This window comes from Selenomonadales bacterium, from assembly GCA_017442105.1.
Taxonomy (GTDB): Bacteria; Bacillota; Negativicutes; order RGIG982; family RGIG982; genus RGIG982.
This window is the reverse complement of record JAFSAX010000018.1, coordinates 1-15,310: the sequence shown is the minus strand read 5'-3', so window position 1 is coordinate 15,310 and position 15,310 is coordinate 1. Positions and strand designations below refer to the sequence as shown.

At 53.6% G+C, this 15,310-nt stretch carries 16 protein-coding genes and 1 tRNA gene; 8 read left to right on the top strand and 9 right to left on the bottom strand.

Annotation, left to right across the window (positions count from 1 at the left end; all coding sequences use genetic code 11):
• Window positions 1-158: 158 nt before the first annotated feature.
• A complete protein-coding gene (locus IJN28_00825; GenBank protein ID MBQ6712315.1) occupies window positions 159-308 on the bottom strand; it encodes a hypothetical protein in 150 nt (49 codons plus the stop codon).
• A gap of 266 nt (window positions 309-574) precedes the next feature.
• Here IJN28_00825 and IJN28_00820 point away from each other — a divergent pair, with 266 nt between their 5' ends.
• The 4 genes from IJN28_00820 (at window position 575) to IJN28_00805 (ending at window position 3,858) form a co-directional block, all read left to right on the top strand.
• On the top strand, window positions 575-1,069 hold the full coding sequence (locus IJN28_00820; GenBank protein MBQ6712314.1) for a MarR family transcriptional regulator: 495 nt from the start codon (window positions 575-577) through the stop codon (window positions 1,067-1,069).
• A 185-nt stretch (window positions 1,070-1,254) separates the two neighbouring features.
• A complete protein-coding gene (locus tag IJN28_00815; GenBank protein ID MBQ6712313.1) occupies window positions 1,255-2,289 on the top strand; it encodes a biotin/lipoyl-binding protein in 1,035 nt (344 codons plus the stop codon).
• Window positions 2,270-3,427 (top strand): ABC transporter permease, encoded by a 1,158-nt coding sequence (locus IJN28_00810; GenBank protein ID MBQ6712312.1) that lies wholly within the window; start codon window positions 2,270-2,272, stop codon window positions 3,425-3,427. Before IJN28_00815 ends, IJN28_00810 begins: the two co-directional genes overlap by 20 nt.
• On the top strand, window positions 3,424-3,858 hold the full coding sequence (locus IJN28_00805; protein ID MBQ6712311.1) for a universal stress protein: 435 nt from the start codon (window positions 3,424-3,426) through the stop codon (window positions 3,856-3,858). Before IJN28_00810 ends, IJN28_00805 begins: the two co-directional genes overlap by 4 nt.
• Before the next feature lie 121 nt (window positions 3,859-3,979).
• On the opposite strand, the gene IJN28_00800 is transcribed toward IJN28_00805, so the two are convergent.
• Window positions 3,980-4,786, bottom strand: a complete 807-nt coding sequence (locus tag IJN28_00800; GenBank protein MBQ6712310.1) for an MBL fold metallo-hydrolase — start codon at window positions 4,784-4,786, stop codon at window positions 3,980-3,982.
• 121 nt (window positions 4,787-4,907) lie between these two features.
• Here IJN28_00800 and IJN28_00795 point away from each other — a divergent pair, with 121 nt between their 5' ends.
• Entirely contained in the window at window positions 4,908-6,773 is a 1,866-nt protein-coding gene (locus IJN28_00795; protein MBQ6712309.1) for a thioredoxin domain-containing protein, read from the top strand.
• Window positions 6,774-6,823: 50 nt separating this feature from the next.
• On the opposite strand, the gene IJN28_00790 is transcribed toward IJN28_00795, so the two are convergent.
• From IJN28_00790 to IJN28_00780, 3 genes are all read right to left on the bottom strand, one after another.
• Window positions 6,824-8,161 (bottom strand): hypothetical protein, encoded by a 1,338-nt coding sequence (locus IJN28_00790; GenBank protein ID MBQ6712308.1) that lies wholly within the window; start codon window positions 8,159-8,161, stop codon window positions 6,824-6,826.
• 114 nt (window positions 8,162-8,275) lie between these two features.
• Window positions 8,276-8,351 (bottom strand) — tRNA-Thr (locus IJN28_00785).
• Window positions 8,352-8,427: 76 nt separating this feature from the next.
• A complete protein-coding gene (locus IJN28_00780) occupies window positions 8,428-9,048 on the bottom strand; it encodes a metal-binding protein (protein MBQ6712307.1) in 621 nt (206 codons plus the stop codon).
• A gap of 161 nt (window positions 9,049-9,209) precedes the next feature.
• On the opposite strand from IJN28_00780, the gene htpG reads away from it, so the two are divergent.
• Window positions 9,210-11,129 carry a molecular chaperone HtpG gene (gene htpG / locus IJN28_00775; protein MBQ6712306.1) on the top strand — a complete coding sequence of 640 codons (1,920 nt, stop codon included), beginning with the start codon at window positions 9,210-9,212 and terminating at the stop codon, window positions 11,127-11,129.
• Between the two features lie 74 nt (window positions 11,130-11,203).
• Here htpG and IJN28_00770 read toward each other — a convergent pair whose 3' ends face one another.
• Both IJN28_00770 and IJN28_00765 read right to left on the bottom strand, forming a co-directional pair.
• Window positions 11,204-11,347 carry a hypothetical protein gene (locus IJN28_00770; protein ID MBQ6712305.1) on the bottom strand — a complete coding sequence of 48 codons (144 nt, stop codon included), beginning with the start codon at window positions 11,345-11,347 and terminating at the stop codon, window positions 11,204-11,206.
• Window positions 11,348-11,388: 41 nt separating this feature from the next.
• A complete protein-coding gene (locus IJN28_00765) occupies window positions 11,389-12,330 on the bottom strand; it encodes a hypothetical protein (GenBank protein MBQ6712304.1) in 942 nt (313 codons plus the stop codon).
• Between the two features lie 98 nt (window positions 12,331-12,428).
• Between IJN28_00765 and IJN28_00760 the strand changes: the two genes are divergently transcribed.
• Entirely contained in the window at window positions 12,429-12,890 is a 462-nt protein-coding gene (locus IJN28_00760) for a hypothetical protein (GenBank protein MBQ6712303.1), read from the top strand.
• Here the strand turns inward: IJN28_00760 and IJN28_00755 are convergent.
• Window positions 12,833-13,537, bottom strand: coding sequence for a polysaccharide deacetylase family protein (locus IJN28_00755; protein MBQ6712302.1), 705 nt, complete (start codon window positions 13,535-13,537; stop codon window positions 12,833-12,835). The two genes, IJN28_00760 and IJN28_00755, sit on opposite strands and share 58 nt — an antisense overlap.
• A gap of 110 nt (window positions 13,538-13,647) precedes the next feature.
• On the opposite strand from IJN28_00755, the gene IJN28_00750 reads away from it, so the two are divergent.
• Window positions 13,648-14,793 carry a D-alanyl-D-alanine carboxypeptidase gene (locus tag IJN28_00750; protein ID MBQ6712301.1) on the top strand — a complete coding sequence of 382 codons (1,146 nt, stop codon included), beginning with the start codon at window positions 13,648-13,650 and terminating at the stop codon, window positions 14,791-14,793.
• On the opposite strand, the gene alr is transcribed toward IJN28_00750, so the two are convergent.
• On the bottom strand, window positions 14,786-15,310 hold a 525-nt coding region (alr, locus tag IJN28_00745), incomplete at its 5' end, for an alanine racemase (GenBank protein ID MBQ6712300.1). The two genes, IJN28_00750 and alr, sit on opposite strands and share 8 nt — an antisense overlap.

Here is a 15,310-nt window from a genome sequence, read left to right as displayed (position 1 = left end):
TTCGCATTGATGGTTGTAGGTGTAGGCGTATTCGTAGGACTTAGCGCAGCGATTGGCGTCTTCGTATAATGATAGAAGATAAAATATCGAATAATAAAGCATAGAGCGGTTCCGCTTAGTTCGTATGAAGCAGGATCCGCTCTTTTATTTTGCCTGCATCAACCGATTGCCGACACGCCGTACGATGCACCGCTTGATACACCGCCCGCCAACCGTCTGATGACCGCCGCCGACCAACCCCCACCGATACCGACAACGCCCGTCAGACAGCGTCGCCCACCCTGCCCCAACAGCGCCTGCCATCGCACAAGCCCCTTCCACTCTACCCCAAGCGACGCCCCCTCCGCTTTGATCGCCGCGTCTATCCGCCTACCGTGAACACGCTACATCTCCATCTGTCCTGCAACATATTTTTCGTCTTATTTTATGCGTTTTACACATATAGATGTGTTTATATGCACATGATTGTCCTCTCATTTACATTGCCTGTTTTCCCCTTTCCGATTGACAAACACCACCCTCCTTGTTATACTAGCCTTATAATTAGCCGACTAACTATCAAGGAGGAACTGCCATGGATATCAACAAGCGTATTATCCCATCACGTGAATCGCTCAAAGAATTCGTTCGCAAGTTCCCCGGCGAAGTCGATGTTTCGGCAGTCGAAGTGCAGATCCAACTGGCATGGGCATCTGACGGTGTACAAAAAAAGATATTCCAACAATTAACGGAAGAATACGGGCTTTCGGAAGGCAGACTGGTCGTCATGATTACCTTGTACCAAGAACCCGAAGGCATCACACCGTCACAACTTGCCGATCGAAGCGGTGTCACACGCGCAACGATCAGTGCCATGGTATCGCGCATGACACGCGACGGACTTGCCGAGCTGAAACGCGAAGAACATGACGGACGCAGTAAAAAGGTCTTGCTCACCGATGCAGGTCGCGCATTCTTAGAGGAAGTCCTGCCAAAGCATTATCGACGCGCTTCTTCCCTCGTATCAAACTTAACGACAGACGAGCAGGAAGAACTGCTCCGCCTTCTGCGCAAACTTGACTTTTCCTGACTGCCGACAGGAAAAGTTCTTTTTTTCAGCCAGATAGTTAGTCGGCTAATCATTTATCTTTGTTATAAGGTGGTGTCCTTTACGTGAACAACAACAAAATCGTCCGCACCGTTATTGCTGCCTTTGCCGCGGTCGCGATCCTAGGCTCGCTTGCGTTTACCGTGATCGGTAAGGATTCGATCTCGATGAATCAAAAAGAACGGGAAGGCATCTTGACGGCAGAGCAGGTGCAGGTCGCGTTCCAAAACGTCGGCGGTAAACTGACAGAGGAACATGTTATCGAATCGCAATATGTTAAGAAAGGCGATATCCTGATGGTGCTCGACAGTACCGATACCGATCTTGCCATCGAGAAGGCAGAGGCTCAGCTCGCCCAGCTTGATGCACAGATACGCCGACAGTCAGGCGATATCGACATCAATTACAGTCGCACCTTCACAGCGGAGGAGCAGGCTTATCGCATGATCGAACAGCAGAAGCAGGCACTTGACGCCGCCAATGCAACGTACGCGAACAAACAGCTCTATTACGACCGCATGGCCGCACTCGTTACCGACGGTGCGATCAGCCAGCTCGAGCTTGACAATGCACAGATGGCACTCGATGTCGCACGTGCAGAACAGCTCCGCGCACAACAGGCTTTGAATGAGTCGCTTGCAGGAACGAGCGATGCGGCACGCACGCAGGTGATGATGACAGCAAGTGCCGACGGTCTTATCCTGCCGACGATCGAGCAGAATCGCCGCAGCATCGCCAACGAACGCAACACGCTGGAAACTCTTATCTGTCAGCGCGAACAGCTCGCTGTTTATCTGAAGGAGCTTCTCGTACAAAAAGAACGTCTGACGCTTCGTGCGCCCGAGGACGGCAAGATCTTGAAGCTCATTGCTAAAGAAGGCGAGATGGTATCTCCGAATGCGCCCGTTATCCTTTTGGAATCGAACCGCTATTATTATGATATTTATCTCGATGAAACGCAGGCAGCGTCGCTCTGTGACGGCGATACGATCACAGGTACGCTCATTGCAACAGAGCGCGATGTCGAAGGGAAGATCCGCCTCATCAGCGCGGCACCGGGCTTTGCCGATATTCGCATGAGCCGTGAAAAAGGGCAGTCCGACCTATCTTCGTTTCAAGTTCGCATCTATACCGAGGCGCAGGACGGCGTACGTCCCGGTATGACAGTAAAGGTGGATATCGATGAGATCACTGCACGATGAGATAGAATTTCTCTTATCAGGCATGGGGATGCCGTATCACAAAGTTGCCATGACGATCGCCATCGTGGTGACGGTGCTGTTTACGATCGCCTTCCCCTTAAACTATGCCAAAAATGCCCCCGTCGCCGTGATCGACCTTGATAACTCCCGTTTGAGCCAGACGTTCACCGAACAACTCTCTACCTCGCCGTATCTCGATATCAAGACAGTCCTTCACACGCCGACCGATCCCGAAACGCTGATGTATCATGATGAGCATATCGCCGTCATCTACATACCGCGCGATTTCGAGAAAAATCGTTACAGCCTCACACCGAATAATATCGGCGTATTCTACGACAATCTCAATGTCGCACAGACGGGTCACCTGAAAGAGGGCCTGAATGAAGTCATCGGCACGATCAATGTGATGAGCGGAGCAGAGCATCTCGGTGCGCTCGGCCTGAACAAAGACCAAACGAGCGCAGTACTTCAGAGCATCGCCCTGAAAGAGCGTCTCCTCTTCAATCCTGTCGATGCACACAGCAACTCGTCGACGTTCGGCTTTCTCATCTTCTTCGGCTCGATGTTTCTCGTATTCGCTACTATCGGTATGGTACCGCGCCTCAAGCTGATGCACGCATGGGAACGCGAAACGAACCGAGGCTTTTTCAGTCTGCTGTCGCGTCTTATTCCGTACATCGTCTGCTTTACCGTATCGATCCTCTTGGGCTTCGGTCTGACAGCACTGCTCGGCGACCTGTCCTTCGCAGGCAGTTATCCGCAGATACTTGCCGCCATCATCCTGACGGCAGTCAGCGTCGCCCTTGCCGCACTTCTCATCGGCTGGGGTGCACCGAATCCCGGGGTAGCCATCAGCCGCATGATCCTCTTCATCCCGGGCGGTTTCATCCTCGGTGGTGCCAGCGGGCCGCTCAACCTTGTACCGCCCGCCGTTCAGTTCGTATCGAACATCTTCCCGCTCGTCTGGTCATATCGCCTTTTCCGCGATGTCGCCCAGCGCGGCGCACCCTTTCTTGAATGTATCGGCGAATACAGCGCGTACCTCTGCTACATCGCCGTACTCACTCTGCTCCTCTACCTGCGCTTTAAACGCGCACAAAAAGAACTCCAGCAATCGAAGGAGGTATCCGCATGACAAACGTATTCACCTCTATCCTCGTCCCCGTTGACGGTTCTTCGGCGGCCGACCGCGCACTCAACCGCGCCATCGCACTTGCCGAAGCCTTCTCCGCCAAGCTGACGATCGTCTACATCGTCGATCTCAACACACATATGTCAGCCTTCGAACAAGTCAGCGGCGGTGGTTATATCCCCGAAGAGATCAAACAAAAAGGCTACTCTGTCCTTCGCGATGCCGAACGCCGACTGCCAAGCAGTCTGACTGCCGACATTCTGCTTGAAATCGGCAACCCCGCCCGCCGCATCCTCAATATCGCCGAAGACAAGCGCGCCGACCTTATCGTCATGGGAAGCCGCGGTCTGTCCAAAGCCAAACAGATCCTTCTCGGCAGCGTCAGTCAAAGCGTCCTCATCCGCGCCGAATGTCCCGTTATGATAATCCGCTGACCACCGCACAGACAAAAAGACACGCACTCATCTCACAAAGAGTACGTGTCTTTTTTATTTCGCTTGCAAAAATATACCTTATCGGTTATGATATTACCAAAGAATACTTTGCTGGTATCTTTTATCCGAGCACGATCACTTCCAGATCGTCGGGCACGTAGACAGTGCCTTCGTATTCCTGTTTGGCTTCGGCGGTGTAGGTTTCTTTTCTTGTCGCGATGGTCTTTTCTTCCGTATGGTAGAGGATAAGGTTTTTCGCGCCGAGGGACTGTGCGAGGCGACCTGCATCGAGTGCGGTGCTATGGTTTTTCTCGTACGGCTTGAAGATGTCGCGGTCGCCGTAGAGGCAGAAGGCTTCGCTCATCAGCCAGTCGGCATCTTTCGCATATTCGTGGCACGCTTCGTTATACGGCTCATCACCGAGGCAAACGAGCTTTTGTCCGTCAGGAAGGATCGCCGTAAAGCCGAACTGTTTTGCTTTCGTCGAGAAGATGTCAAAGAAGGTCAGTTCCATACCTTGTACGGTGCGTTTGTCACCATCGACGACGCGCTCAATGATGATGGTACTGCCGAGTGCTTTGAGGTCTTTTTTCGACAAGGTCAGTCGGCAGATGGTTTCCAAGGACTCTGCCGCGACATCGTGGCAGTAGACGGTGAAGATGCCTTCGTATTTGCCTTCGCGCTGCATCGCGGAGATACGGCGCACGACCCAGACGGCACCGAGGATATGGTCTGTGTGGCTGTGCGTGATATACATATCGCGGATGGACTGAAGTGCGATGCCTGCCCGATTCAGTCGGCCGAAGATGCCGTTGCCGCCGCCCGCATCGACGAGGAGATTTTCTTTTTCGCCTTTCAGTACAAAGCACGTGTTATAGATATTGGCAACACCTGCGTTGCCTGTTCCAAGCATAATAAGTTCCATGATGTCCTCCGATCATTTTATCGTTGTCCTGATTATATGTTACTTTTTCGCTTCATGCAAATAAATTCCTGCCGACGCGATTATTTGCACTGCGCATCGGCAACACTACGAAAGAGGTGATAGTATGACGAAAACAAACGCTTTGATACATGAAACAAGCCCGTATCTTCGGCAGCACGCGCACAATCCCGTAGATTGGCTCCCGTGGGGCGAAGAAGCATTCCGACGCGCACGCGAGGAGAATAAGCCCATTTTTTTGAGCATCGGCTATTCGACGTGCCATTGGTGCCACGTGATGGCGCACGAGAGCTTCGAGTCGGAGGAGATCGCAGACGTACTCAACGAGCATTTTATCTCGATAAAAGTTGACCGTGAGGAGCGTCCCGATGTCGATGCGTTCTATATGCGCGCGTGTCAGACGATGACGGGGCGCGGCGGTTGGCCGCTGTCTATCTTGATGACGGCAGACAAAAAGCCGTTCTGGGCGGGAACGTACCTGCGCCCTGCGAATTTCAAGCATTTCTTAGGTGAGATATCGAAACTCTGGAAGTCTAACAGCCGTGAGCTCTCCTCGGCGGCAGAGGAGCTGACAGAGCTGCTGTCACAGATGCCGAAAGCACCGCGTTCGTTCGGTCAGGCACCGATCGAAAAAGGCGTGGACGCGCTTCGTGATTCGTTCGATTCCGTGTTCGGCGGTTTCGGCGACGAGCCGAAGTTCCCCTGCCCGCAAAATCTGCTTCTCCTTCTCTCTACCGATGCACCGCTTGCCGAAACAACGCTCGATGCGATGTATCGCGGCGGTATCTTCGACCATATCGGCGGTGGGTTCTGCCGTTATTCGACCGACCGTTTCTGGCTCGTTCCGCATTTTGAAAAGATGCTCTACGACAATGCGCTTCTTGCGTACACGTATGCCGTGGCGTACGAGCAGACGGGCAAGCGAAAATATGCCGATATCACAGAGCGCATCTTCACATATCTCGAACGAGAGATGCAGGACGAATACGGCGCGTTCTATGCGGCGCAGGATGCCGATTCTCCGCACGGCGAAGGCGCGTTCTACACGTTCACGCCCGAAGAGATGACGGAGCTTCTCGGCGAGGAGGACGGCAGACGATTCTGCGATGCGTACAATATCGTAAAAGGCGGTCATCTCGACGGCAAAAGCATCCCGAATCTTATCGGCAAAGATGCGCCCGTCGACATGGACACGCTCCGCAAGAAGGTCTACGACTATCGCAAGGAGCGTATGCATCTCGAAACAGACCGCAAGATCCTCCTCGGCTGGAATGCGCTCGCAGTCAGCGCTTACGCGGCGGCAGGCCGTATCCTCTCACGCGAGGACTATATCCGCACAGCCGAGCGGACGATGGCGCATCTGACCGAATCGCTCTCCGACGGTACGCTTCTCTACGCAGGGCGTATGGCGGATCACCGCTATTCTGCTGCGTATCTCGACGATTATGCGTACGTTATCTTCGCGCTTCTCGCACTCCATCAGGCAACGCAAAACAGCGACTATTTGACGCGCGCCGCAGAGCTTATGCACCGCGCACTCGATGATTTCGGCGATGCGGAGGAAGGCGGCTTCTACTTCTCGGGCAAAGAGAACGAACAGCTTCCCACGCGCTTGAAGGAAGCCGTTGACGGTGCGATGCCGTCGGGCAATTCCGTGATGCACTACAACTTATCACGACTGGCACTTCTGACGGGTGACGAGCGATTCCGCCACGAACAGACGAAACAGCGCGCCTACATGAACGGCGAAGCAGGCACATATCCCGCGGGCTTCTCGTTCTATCTGTACAGCGCACTTCCCGTCCGCAAGATCGTCTGCGCCACGCCCGAAGGTGATTCGCCCGATGTCCGCATCCGCACCGACTGGGCATTTCGCTATACGGACGACAGCGATTATCCGATCAAGAACGACCTGCCCACCTACTACGTCTGCGAAGACGAGATATGCCTTCCGCCAACGAACGAACTGTAAAAGGACGGCACGTCTTTTTAAAATACGCGCATACGGCAAAAGCCTGCACATCATCGTGCAGGCTTTTCTTCTTGGGTATCGGTATTTGGTTCGCTGTCTTGCGGTTCTTCGTTTTCTGTTTTGTACGTTTCGTATTGCGTACGGAATGCACCGTATGCTTCTTGCACCTGTCTGTCGATATTGCGCGCTTCCGCGTAGATATCGCGTCCCTGCAGGATAGCAAGGAGCGGATTGGCAAGCTCGTCCATCGTATCGCAGTAATGAAGGCTTGCAGTAAGAGCCGCATCGAGTTTCGCCGTCAGCTCTTGTGCTTCGTCGGGCACTTCGAGCGAGCGGACACGACTGCGGAGCAATTCACGCTTGTCGCGCGCGGCGGCAACGGATGCACGATACGCTTCACTCGATATCGACCCTGCACGCGCTCTTTCGAGCATCGACGAGAGTGCACCTTTTTCAGCTTCGTACTCTTTTATGATCTCATCCATTTTTTCGATATACGCTTTGCGCATCGCCAGTTGTTTCAGTCGTTCTTCTTCGAGCTTGCGTTCCGTTTCCATCATTGCATGAAGCGGTCCTACAGCACGTGACAGGCTCGGCATCTTCGCAAACGGCGCTTCAAGCGCGATATCACGGCACAGGCCGTCGGCTTCTTTTGCCCATTCGGCTACCATTTGACTGCCTTCCGACGGGTCGGCAGACAGCGGTTCGCGGCAGAATATTTCTATCTGCGATAATATCTGTTCTTCGAGTATCAAGAGGCGGGCGACTTTTGTCTGTTCTTCGGACAGACTTTTGGGTGCACGAAGCTCCGCCTGCTCTGTTTTTATCTTTTGTACGACTTCAAGATGCTTGACCAAGTGGCTCGCGATCTGCGTACGGTTCTTTTCGTCCAGTCTGTCCATCTGACGAAGAACATCTTCGTTGATGGCAGTCATGTCAGCACAGACGGTCACCATGCGCGCTTGGTATTCGTCCTCGCGCATCTGCGATGAGAAAAACCAGCTCGACAAGACGGCAATCAATATTACGAATATCGCACCGAGGAGGAGCGGTCTGCGATTTTTCTGGTACCAGCTTCTCTGCGATTCATCATCATATACGACTTCTTCGCGTTCCAGCTCGGCGGGCGGCGGCAGGACGATCTTCTGCGTAGCGCACAGATCATCTTCGACCGTCGGCTCTGCTTCCGCTTTGGTCAGCATCGCACCGCACATCGAACAGAATCGACTCTCTTCAAGATGCGGCTGTCCGCAGGCAGGGCATATCACTTGACGCGTACCGCACGACGGGCAAAACGACATCCCTTCGCCAAGTTCGGTATTACAACTCTTGCAACGATTCATCAGCAACACCATCATTTCTGTCAGGATACCTTTATTGTAGCGCATTTTGCCATCTTCGACAAGAAATGCTGCATCATAAAAAGAGTACCGCCCTGCTCCTTTATTTGATATACATAACAAAAAAGGCTTCCGAATCTTCGGAAGCCTTGACTTATCATGTGGAGCCGATTATAGGACTCGAACCTACGACCTGCTCATTACGAATGAGCTGCTCTACCAACTGAGCTAAATCGGCGCTACTTGATTATAATAACCGATATCCGCGAAAAATGCAAGTGTTTTTCGTGAAAAAGTTTTACTTTTTTTCATTTTTATTTCGCGATATGTTTTGTGTGTTCTTCTCGGATACGCTCGGTGAGTGCAGTCGTATCTATGTCGCTTCCGACAGGCAGAAGGAGTGCATGGATAAGCGTATAGTACGGCGGGAGCGCACCTTTCGACCAGCAGAGGTCGATACCGAATTGGTCGGCGGTGATGGCGGTCAGGTCAAAGCCGAACGCATCGAGCGAGTAGCGCATCTTATCGGGATAGACACACTCTTTCCCTTCTGTCCGCGCGCACGTATCACAGTAGTGACAGCCGCCCGACGATAACGCTCTACTGCCGTCTGTCTCGCCCTCTACAGCAAGAAGCGTTTCTTCGAGAGCGCGTTTTTCAACGAACAGCGTATCCCACGTGACCGACTTCACCTTCTCGGGCGTGTCGGCGGCAGCGATCGTCATCTCATCGTACGTCATCTTCAGTCCCACGAGATGGACACGGTCGTATTTTGCAAGCATCTCGCCTACGTCGAACGACAAGGACGGGCACGACCACCGCGCATTATAATTGGGGCACTCACGGCAATATGCCATGAATTTGTCGATATCCTGATACTTCGCGATAAAATCTGCCATCGCGATATCTTGTTGGTATAACTGAGTCTGATACATTATGATCTCCGCCTTTCTCTCCTTTTATGATAGCACAACCGCCCGCGAAATGAAAACTTTTCCTTGCATTTCCAGCTTGAATAGAGTATGATGATAGCAGGGATTAGCACTCAACGACAGAGAGTGCTAATAATTCTTTTTTAACGAAAGGAGCCTATCACATGGCAGTAGAAACGAGAGAGTTTCAGACAGAAACGAAAAAGATTCTGGATATGATGATCCATTCCATTTATACGAACAAAGAGATCTTCCTTCGCGAGTTGATCTCCAACGCATCGGACGCGATCGACAAGCTGAAGTTCGCGGCCTTGACCGAGCCTGATCTGATGGACGATGCCGAACGCGAGATCTATCTTATCCCCGACGTCGCATCGCGCACGCTTACCATTGCCGACAACGGTATCGGCATGACGTATGACGAAGTTAATGACAACATCGGTACGATCGCAAAATCGGGCACAAAAGCGTTTCTCGAAAAAATGCAGGAAGCAGGCGAAGCACAAGACAAAGACCTCATCGGTCAGTTCGGTGTCGGCTTCTATTCGGCGTTCATGGTCGCAGACAAAGTCACGCTCCTCACGCGTTCCGCCCGCTCCGACAAGGCCGTCAAATGGCAATCGAACGGCGACGGCACGTACACCATCGAAGAAGCGGACAAACCGTCCGTCGGTACGGCTATCACGCTCCACTTGACGGAAGAGTTCGCAGGCGGTGAAGAAGATTTCCTCCAGACGTATCGCCTTACAGAGCTCGTCAAAAAATACTCCGACTATATCCGCTACCCGATCCGCATGAACGTATCGCGCGTCGAGCCCGAACGTGATGCAGACGGCAACATCGTCGAAGGCGGCGAGAAAAAGACGGTGACGGAACTTCGCACGCTCAACTCGATGAAACCGCTCTGGACACGCGCCAAAAGCGATATCACGGCGGAAGAATACAACGACTTCTACAAAAACCAGTTCCATGACTGGGAAGACCCGATGGACGTGATCCATACGAAAGCCGAAGGTACGGTCGAGTATACGGCACTCCTCTATCTCCCGACGAGTGCACCGTTCAACTTGTATCACCCTGACTTCAGCTCCGGCGTACAGCTTTACTCGCGCCACGTCTTCATCATGGAGCAGTGCAAAGAGCTTCTCCCGGAATATCTCCGCTTCGTTCGCGGTCTTGTCGATTCGCCCGACTTCTCGCTCAACATCTCGCGTGAGCTTCTCCAGCAGAGCCGCGAGCTGAAGCTGATCGGCAAGAACCTCGAAAAAACGATTCTCAAGACACTTGCGAAAAAGCTCGAAAAAGACCGTACAAAATACGAATCGTTCTGGAAAGAATTCGGTCGTACGCTCAAAATCGGCATCTACACCGATTTCACGTCGCACGATAAACTGAAAGACCTGCTCCTCTTCCCGTCGTCGAATGAAGACCATGCCCTCACGACGCTCAAGGAGTACATCGGCCGTATGCGTGATGAGCAGAAGTCCATATACTACGCAACAGGCAAAGACCGCGCAACGATCGAACGCCTTCCGCAGATGGAGCTTCTCCGCGAGAAAAATATCGAGGTCCTCTATCTGACGGACAACGTAGACGAGTTCACGCTCGAAGCACTGCGCGAATACGAAGGCAAGAAGTTCCACTCCATCAGCCGCGGCGACCTCGATCTCGGTGATATCGACGCAGAGAAAAAACAGGAAGCCGAAACGCTCGCAAAAGATAACGACGCGCTTCTCAAAGATATCAAAGAAGCCCTCGCCGAAAAGGTATCCGAAGTCCGTCTTTCGACACGCCTCAAATCGGGTGCTGTCTGCCTCGTCAGCGCAGAGCAAGGTGTCAGCCTTGCGATGGAACAGCTTCTCGCCGAAGCGAACCAGCCCGTATTCAAGGCACAGCGTATCCTCGAACTCAACCCGCATCACAAGCTGTTCACGACGCTTCAGTCGATCCACAGCGCAGATGACAAGGATACGTTCGGTGAATACTGCTCGATGCTCTACGATCAGGCACTCCTTATCGAAGGCATCCTGCCGGAAGACCCCATCGACTTTGCCGCGCGCGTAGCAAAATTGATGGCTCGCTAAAACGAGTTTCCCACACAAAACCAAAATCCCCTGCACCACATTCGGTGCAGGGGATTTTTCGTTAGCGGAGGAAGTCAATCGACAAGTTCGTGATAGAGTACGCGTGCGGCCTGAACCATAACGAATCCTGCCGCCATCATCGTAATGCCTTTGCGAACGCGACAGTCATGCATCATACTCGGCATCGACATATGCCCCATGCTTTTCATATGAAACATCGTACCACCTCCGACGCTATTTTATCCGACAAGGCTCTTTTTTATCCGTTCTTTTTCACGTGAAACCGTACTGTTGTACGACCGCAGTCGCACACCTCGCGCGTAAGTGTGCCTTCGATGCCCGTTGCGTAACGGATAAGCGGCATTGCTTCGCGTACGAGCGTAGTAAGAACGAGCTGACCGCACGTACCGTCTTCGACAGGTTCACCGTCTGCATCGACGATCTCTGCGAAGAATGCATCTTCGGCGATATGCCAGCCATTGCCGCAGTCGAACGCAACGCCTGCGCCCATGACTTCGTCAACGGCGAGTATCTTCGTAATTTTGCCTTTGTAGAGCGTGGCAAGCTCTTCGGCGAGTGCTTCGTCGCCTGCGCGCATCACAGCGAACACGTATTCGATATTACCGCGGCCGTAGAGCGCGTGACCGAGCTGTACGAGGTCTTCGACAGAGCCTGCAAGCGCATTGACAGACAGCTTTTTGACGGCTTCGACCTGACGATAGATGTTCGCAGGAAGCGGGATCGTCGTCGCACCGATGATCTCCGCACCGTAATGGAGCGCAAGTCCGTCGGGATTGACACCGTAATCGGATACCATGCCGACGATCGTCGTGACGTTCATACCGCCCGCGAGAAGCGGTCTTGTTACAAGTTCCATCCATTTGCCGATGTCGCCGTTCGTATAGCACGCGGCAAGGTGACCCGACTGGCCTGCGAGGATATGGATACGCTCGACCGTCGTGATGGGGAAGGTAAGAAGGCCGTACGGTGCTTCTTTTTCGAGGTCTGCGCGGCGCGTGAGCGGCATCATGGCAAGGTTCGCCAAGCTGACGGATTTTTCATCGTCGTAGCGTTCCTGCATGAGCGTACGGTAGAAGTCGCTCTTTTCCCACAGCCAGCGCACCGTTTTGGCAAGGCGGTCTTCTTGGAGCGCATGGAGCGCATCTCTATTCATCATTTCAAATTCTTTGTTTGCTATCATGTGATATCCTCCGTTCGATTTCTCTTTGCTTATATTGTACCATTTTACGGGCAAACTAGAAATGAAGTTTTTCCCAAAAATCGAAAAGGAGTGTTCCTATGAGCGAAATCGTCTGTGTTTCGTGCCATGCTTGCTTCCCGCACGGTGCGTCAGAATGTCCGTCCTGCCATACTGCGCTTATTTATACGGGGGACGATGCGAATGTCATCACAACGCTCGAGCCGAACTGTCTTGTACATCGCATGCGCGGCTCCGACCGCTTGGAGCCTGCCGTTCTCCTCAAAGAAGGGCGCACGAATGTCAAGGTCGCCACGCGCCTTGCCGAATACGCAAGACCGCTGACCGTGCCCAAGTCGGAAACGTACACGTTCACCCCCGATCTGCTCGCGCATATCCAAGCTCTGCGTAACGAACGAACGGCGGCGATGCACCGCTACGATGCGCAGATAGCCGTCTATTGGCGTTCGCTCGTGCCGTATTACGGTTACGCTTCGCACGAGCCTCACTCTGCTCCGCCCGCCGACATGCCCATCATCTCGCTGACGGTGACGAACGAGTAGCCGTCCGCTTTCAGGCGGTCTGCGACCTTCCTTAGGGCATCGGCACTGTGGATCGGATACTGCCCGTCATGGAGTAGTATGATAGAGCCGGGGCGTACCTCTGCCATGATGCGTTCGGCGATGGTGTCATCAGACGGCACCTGCCAGTCGCGCGGATCGACGTCCCACAAGATGATATGGTATCCGCGCTCTTTCGCCCCTTCGACAAGCACCTCGCCGTATGCACCGCCGGGCGGACGAAAGAGGTCTGTCTGCACGCCGAACTCTGCCAGTACGCGTTCTGCCTTCTCCCATTCTTCCGCGCACTCTGCCCGCGACATACGCGCCATATTGCGATGGCTGTACCCGTGCGTAGCGACCTCATGCCCCTCCGCTATCACTTGGCGCACCAAGTCGGGATACTCCTCGGCACTTTTTCCCAAGATAAAAAATGTCGCCTTGATGCCTGTGTCGCGAAGTGCCTCGAGCATACGCGGTGTCGCCTTATCATGCGGGCCGTCGTCGATCGTGACGGCGACGATCTTCTCTTGAGTTGCCGCACGGCTTACTACGACTTCATCGAGCGCCGCGTAGCGATTGGCTCCGATGCCGAAGAGTACCGCCATGACAACGAGAGAGCCGAAAAATATCGTTCTTGCCGACCTCATCTTCATTCCTCCTTCGCGCTATCTTTATGCGCGCATCGGCGAAAAATACGTATGATGCCCGCGCAGAGCGCATACAGATAGACCATCTTACGATTCGGAGGCGATGTGTGGTGCACAGATTGATACTCTGCTTTATGGCTTTTTTATTGATCCCGCTGACCGCAGAGAGTGCACCGCCGCCTGTACTGAACCACGCCCATAGTGCCGTTCTGATGGAATGTGCGACAGGCGAAGTCGTCTACGATAAACACGGCGACAAACGAATGCCGCCCGCTTCCACGACGAAGATATTGACGGCACTTATCGCCATCGAGAGCGGACGACTTGCTGAGCCTGTGACCGTCAGCGACCGCGCCGCGAAAACAGAGGGCTCGCGTATGCACCTAAAGAAAGGGCAGGTCTTGTCGCTTGAAGAGCTTGTGACGGGGCTTCTCCTTCGTTCGGGCAATGATGCAGGCGTTGCCATCGCCGAGCATCTGGCAGGCAGCGTCGAATCGTTCGCCGAGCAGATGAACGCACGTGCCTATGCACTCGGCGCACACGATTGTCACTTTATCAATCCGCACGGCCTGCCCGCACCCGACCATTACGTGACGGCAAAGAGTCTGGCAAAGATCGCACGCTGTGCTATGCAGAACAAGACGTTTGCCGAGATCGTGGCGAAACGGACGGCCGAGATCGACTGGGAAGATACAGCAGGTACACATCACCGATCGCTTCGCAATACGAATAAGCTCCTCTGGCAGTACCCTGCCGCCGACGGTATCAAGACGGGTACGACGGGCGAAGCAGGCGCGTGTCTTGTCGCGAGTGCGCACAAAGATGACCACCGATATATCGCCGTTCTGCTCAACGATCCGACCCGCTGGCAAGACGCCGTCGCGCTTCTTAAATGGGGCTTTTCCGAATATGTGCTCCTTTCAGGCGGTCTAGCAGGTGACGACGCAGGCGAAGCGGTGCTCATCGGCGGATTTGTGCCGACGATCCGCGGACAGCTCGGCGACACGCTCTACGCGCTCGTAAAAAAAGAAACGGCCGAAGCCGCACTGGCTTTGACCGTCTGGGATGAACCGATCGTCGCGCCTATCTCGCGCGGACAAAAGATCGGTACTCGATTCTATTATGCTGACGGAGCTCTCATCTCCTCCGTCGATATCGTCGCCTCGGCAGATGCCCCGCCCGCGACGCTGTTCGTATCGTGTCTGCTCCTGTACAAAGATTGCCTCAAGCATCTTTCGCAGCACGATCTTATTTAGATTCACCGCTCGTTACGATATACTGTCTTGGCACACGTTTGCCGATCATACAGATGACTTCATACGAGATGGTATCAAGCCACTCAGCGACTTCTTCTGCCGTACGACCGCCTGCACCGAACAAGATGACTTCTTCGCCGATATCTACCTTGTCGATATCGGTCACATCGACCATACATTGATCCATGCAGATACGACCGACGATCGGTACACGGACGCCTTTTACCGTCACATCGGCTTTGCCCGTCAATCGACGCGACCAGCCGTCTGCATAGCCGACAGGAAGAGTGGCGATACGGCTCGGACGCGATGTGTGGAACGCGTGTCCGTAGCTGATACCGACATTCGCGGCAACGTCTTTGAGGTACATGACTTCTGCTTTGAGCGTCATCGCAGGACGAAGCTCGATATCACACGATACTTCATCGGATGGCAAGAGGCCGTAGAGAATGATGCCTGCCCGTACCATATTGCAGTACGATTCGGGCATATCGAGGATCGCCGCGCTGTTGGCGAT

Excerpts from the sequence above, each read along its gene's own strand:
- IJN28_00815 (MBQ6712313.1), top strand. The coding sequence starts at position 1,255 with ATGAATCAAAAAGAACGGGAAGGCATCTTGACGGCAGAGCAGGTGCAG.
- IJN28_00770 (MBQ6712305.1), bottom strand. The coding sequence starts at position 11,347 with ATGTTTCATATGAAAAGCATGGGGCATATGTCGATGCCGAGTATGATG.
- IJN28_00755 (MBQ6712302.1), bottom strand. The coding sequence starts at position 13,537 with ATGAGGTCGGCAAGAACGATATTTTTCGGCTCTCTCGTTGTCATGGCG.
- htpG (MBQ6712306.1), top strand. The coding sequence starts at position 9,210 with ATGGCAGTAGAAACGAGAGAGTTTCAGACAGAAACGAAAAAGATTCTG.
- IJN28_00760 (MBQ6712303.1), top strand. The coding sequence starts at position 12,429 with ATGAGCGAAATCGTCTGTGTTTCGTGCCATGCTTGCTTCCCGCACGGT.
- IJN28_00780 (MBQ6712307.1), bottom strand. The coding sequence starts at position 9,048 with ATGTATCAGACTCAGTTATACCAACAAGATATCGCGATGGCAGATTTT.
- IJN28_00810 (MBQ6712312.1), top strand. The coding sequence starts at position 2,270 with ATGAGATCACTGCACGATGAGATAGAATTTCTCTTATCAGGCATGGGG.
- IJN28_00795 (MBQ6712309.1), top strand. The coding sequence starts at position 4,908 with ATGACGAAAACAAACGCTTTGATACATGAAACAAGCCCGTATCTTCGG.
- IJN28_00820 (MBQ6712314.1), top strand. The coding sequence starts at position 575 with ATGGATATCAACAAGCGTATTATCCCATCACGTGAATCGCTCAAAGAA.
- IJN28_00805 (MBQ6712311.1), top strand. The coding sequence starts at position 3,424 with ATGACAAACGTATTCACCTCTATCCTCGTCCCCGTTGACGGTTCTTCG.
- IJN28_00790 (MBQ6712308.1), bottom strand. The coding sequence starts at position 8,161 with ATGCGCTACAATAAAGGTATCCTGACAGAAATGATGGTGTTGCTGATG.
- IJN28_00765 (MBQ6712304.1), bottom strand. The coding sequence starts at position 12,330 with ATGATAGCAAACAAAGAATTTGAAATGATGAATAGAGATGCGCTCCAT.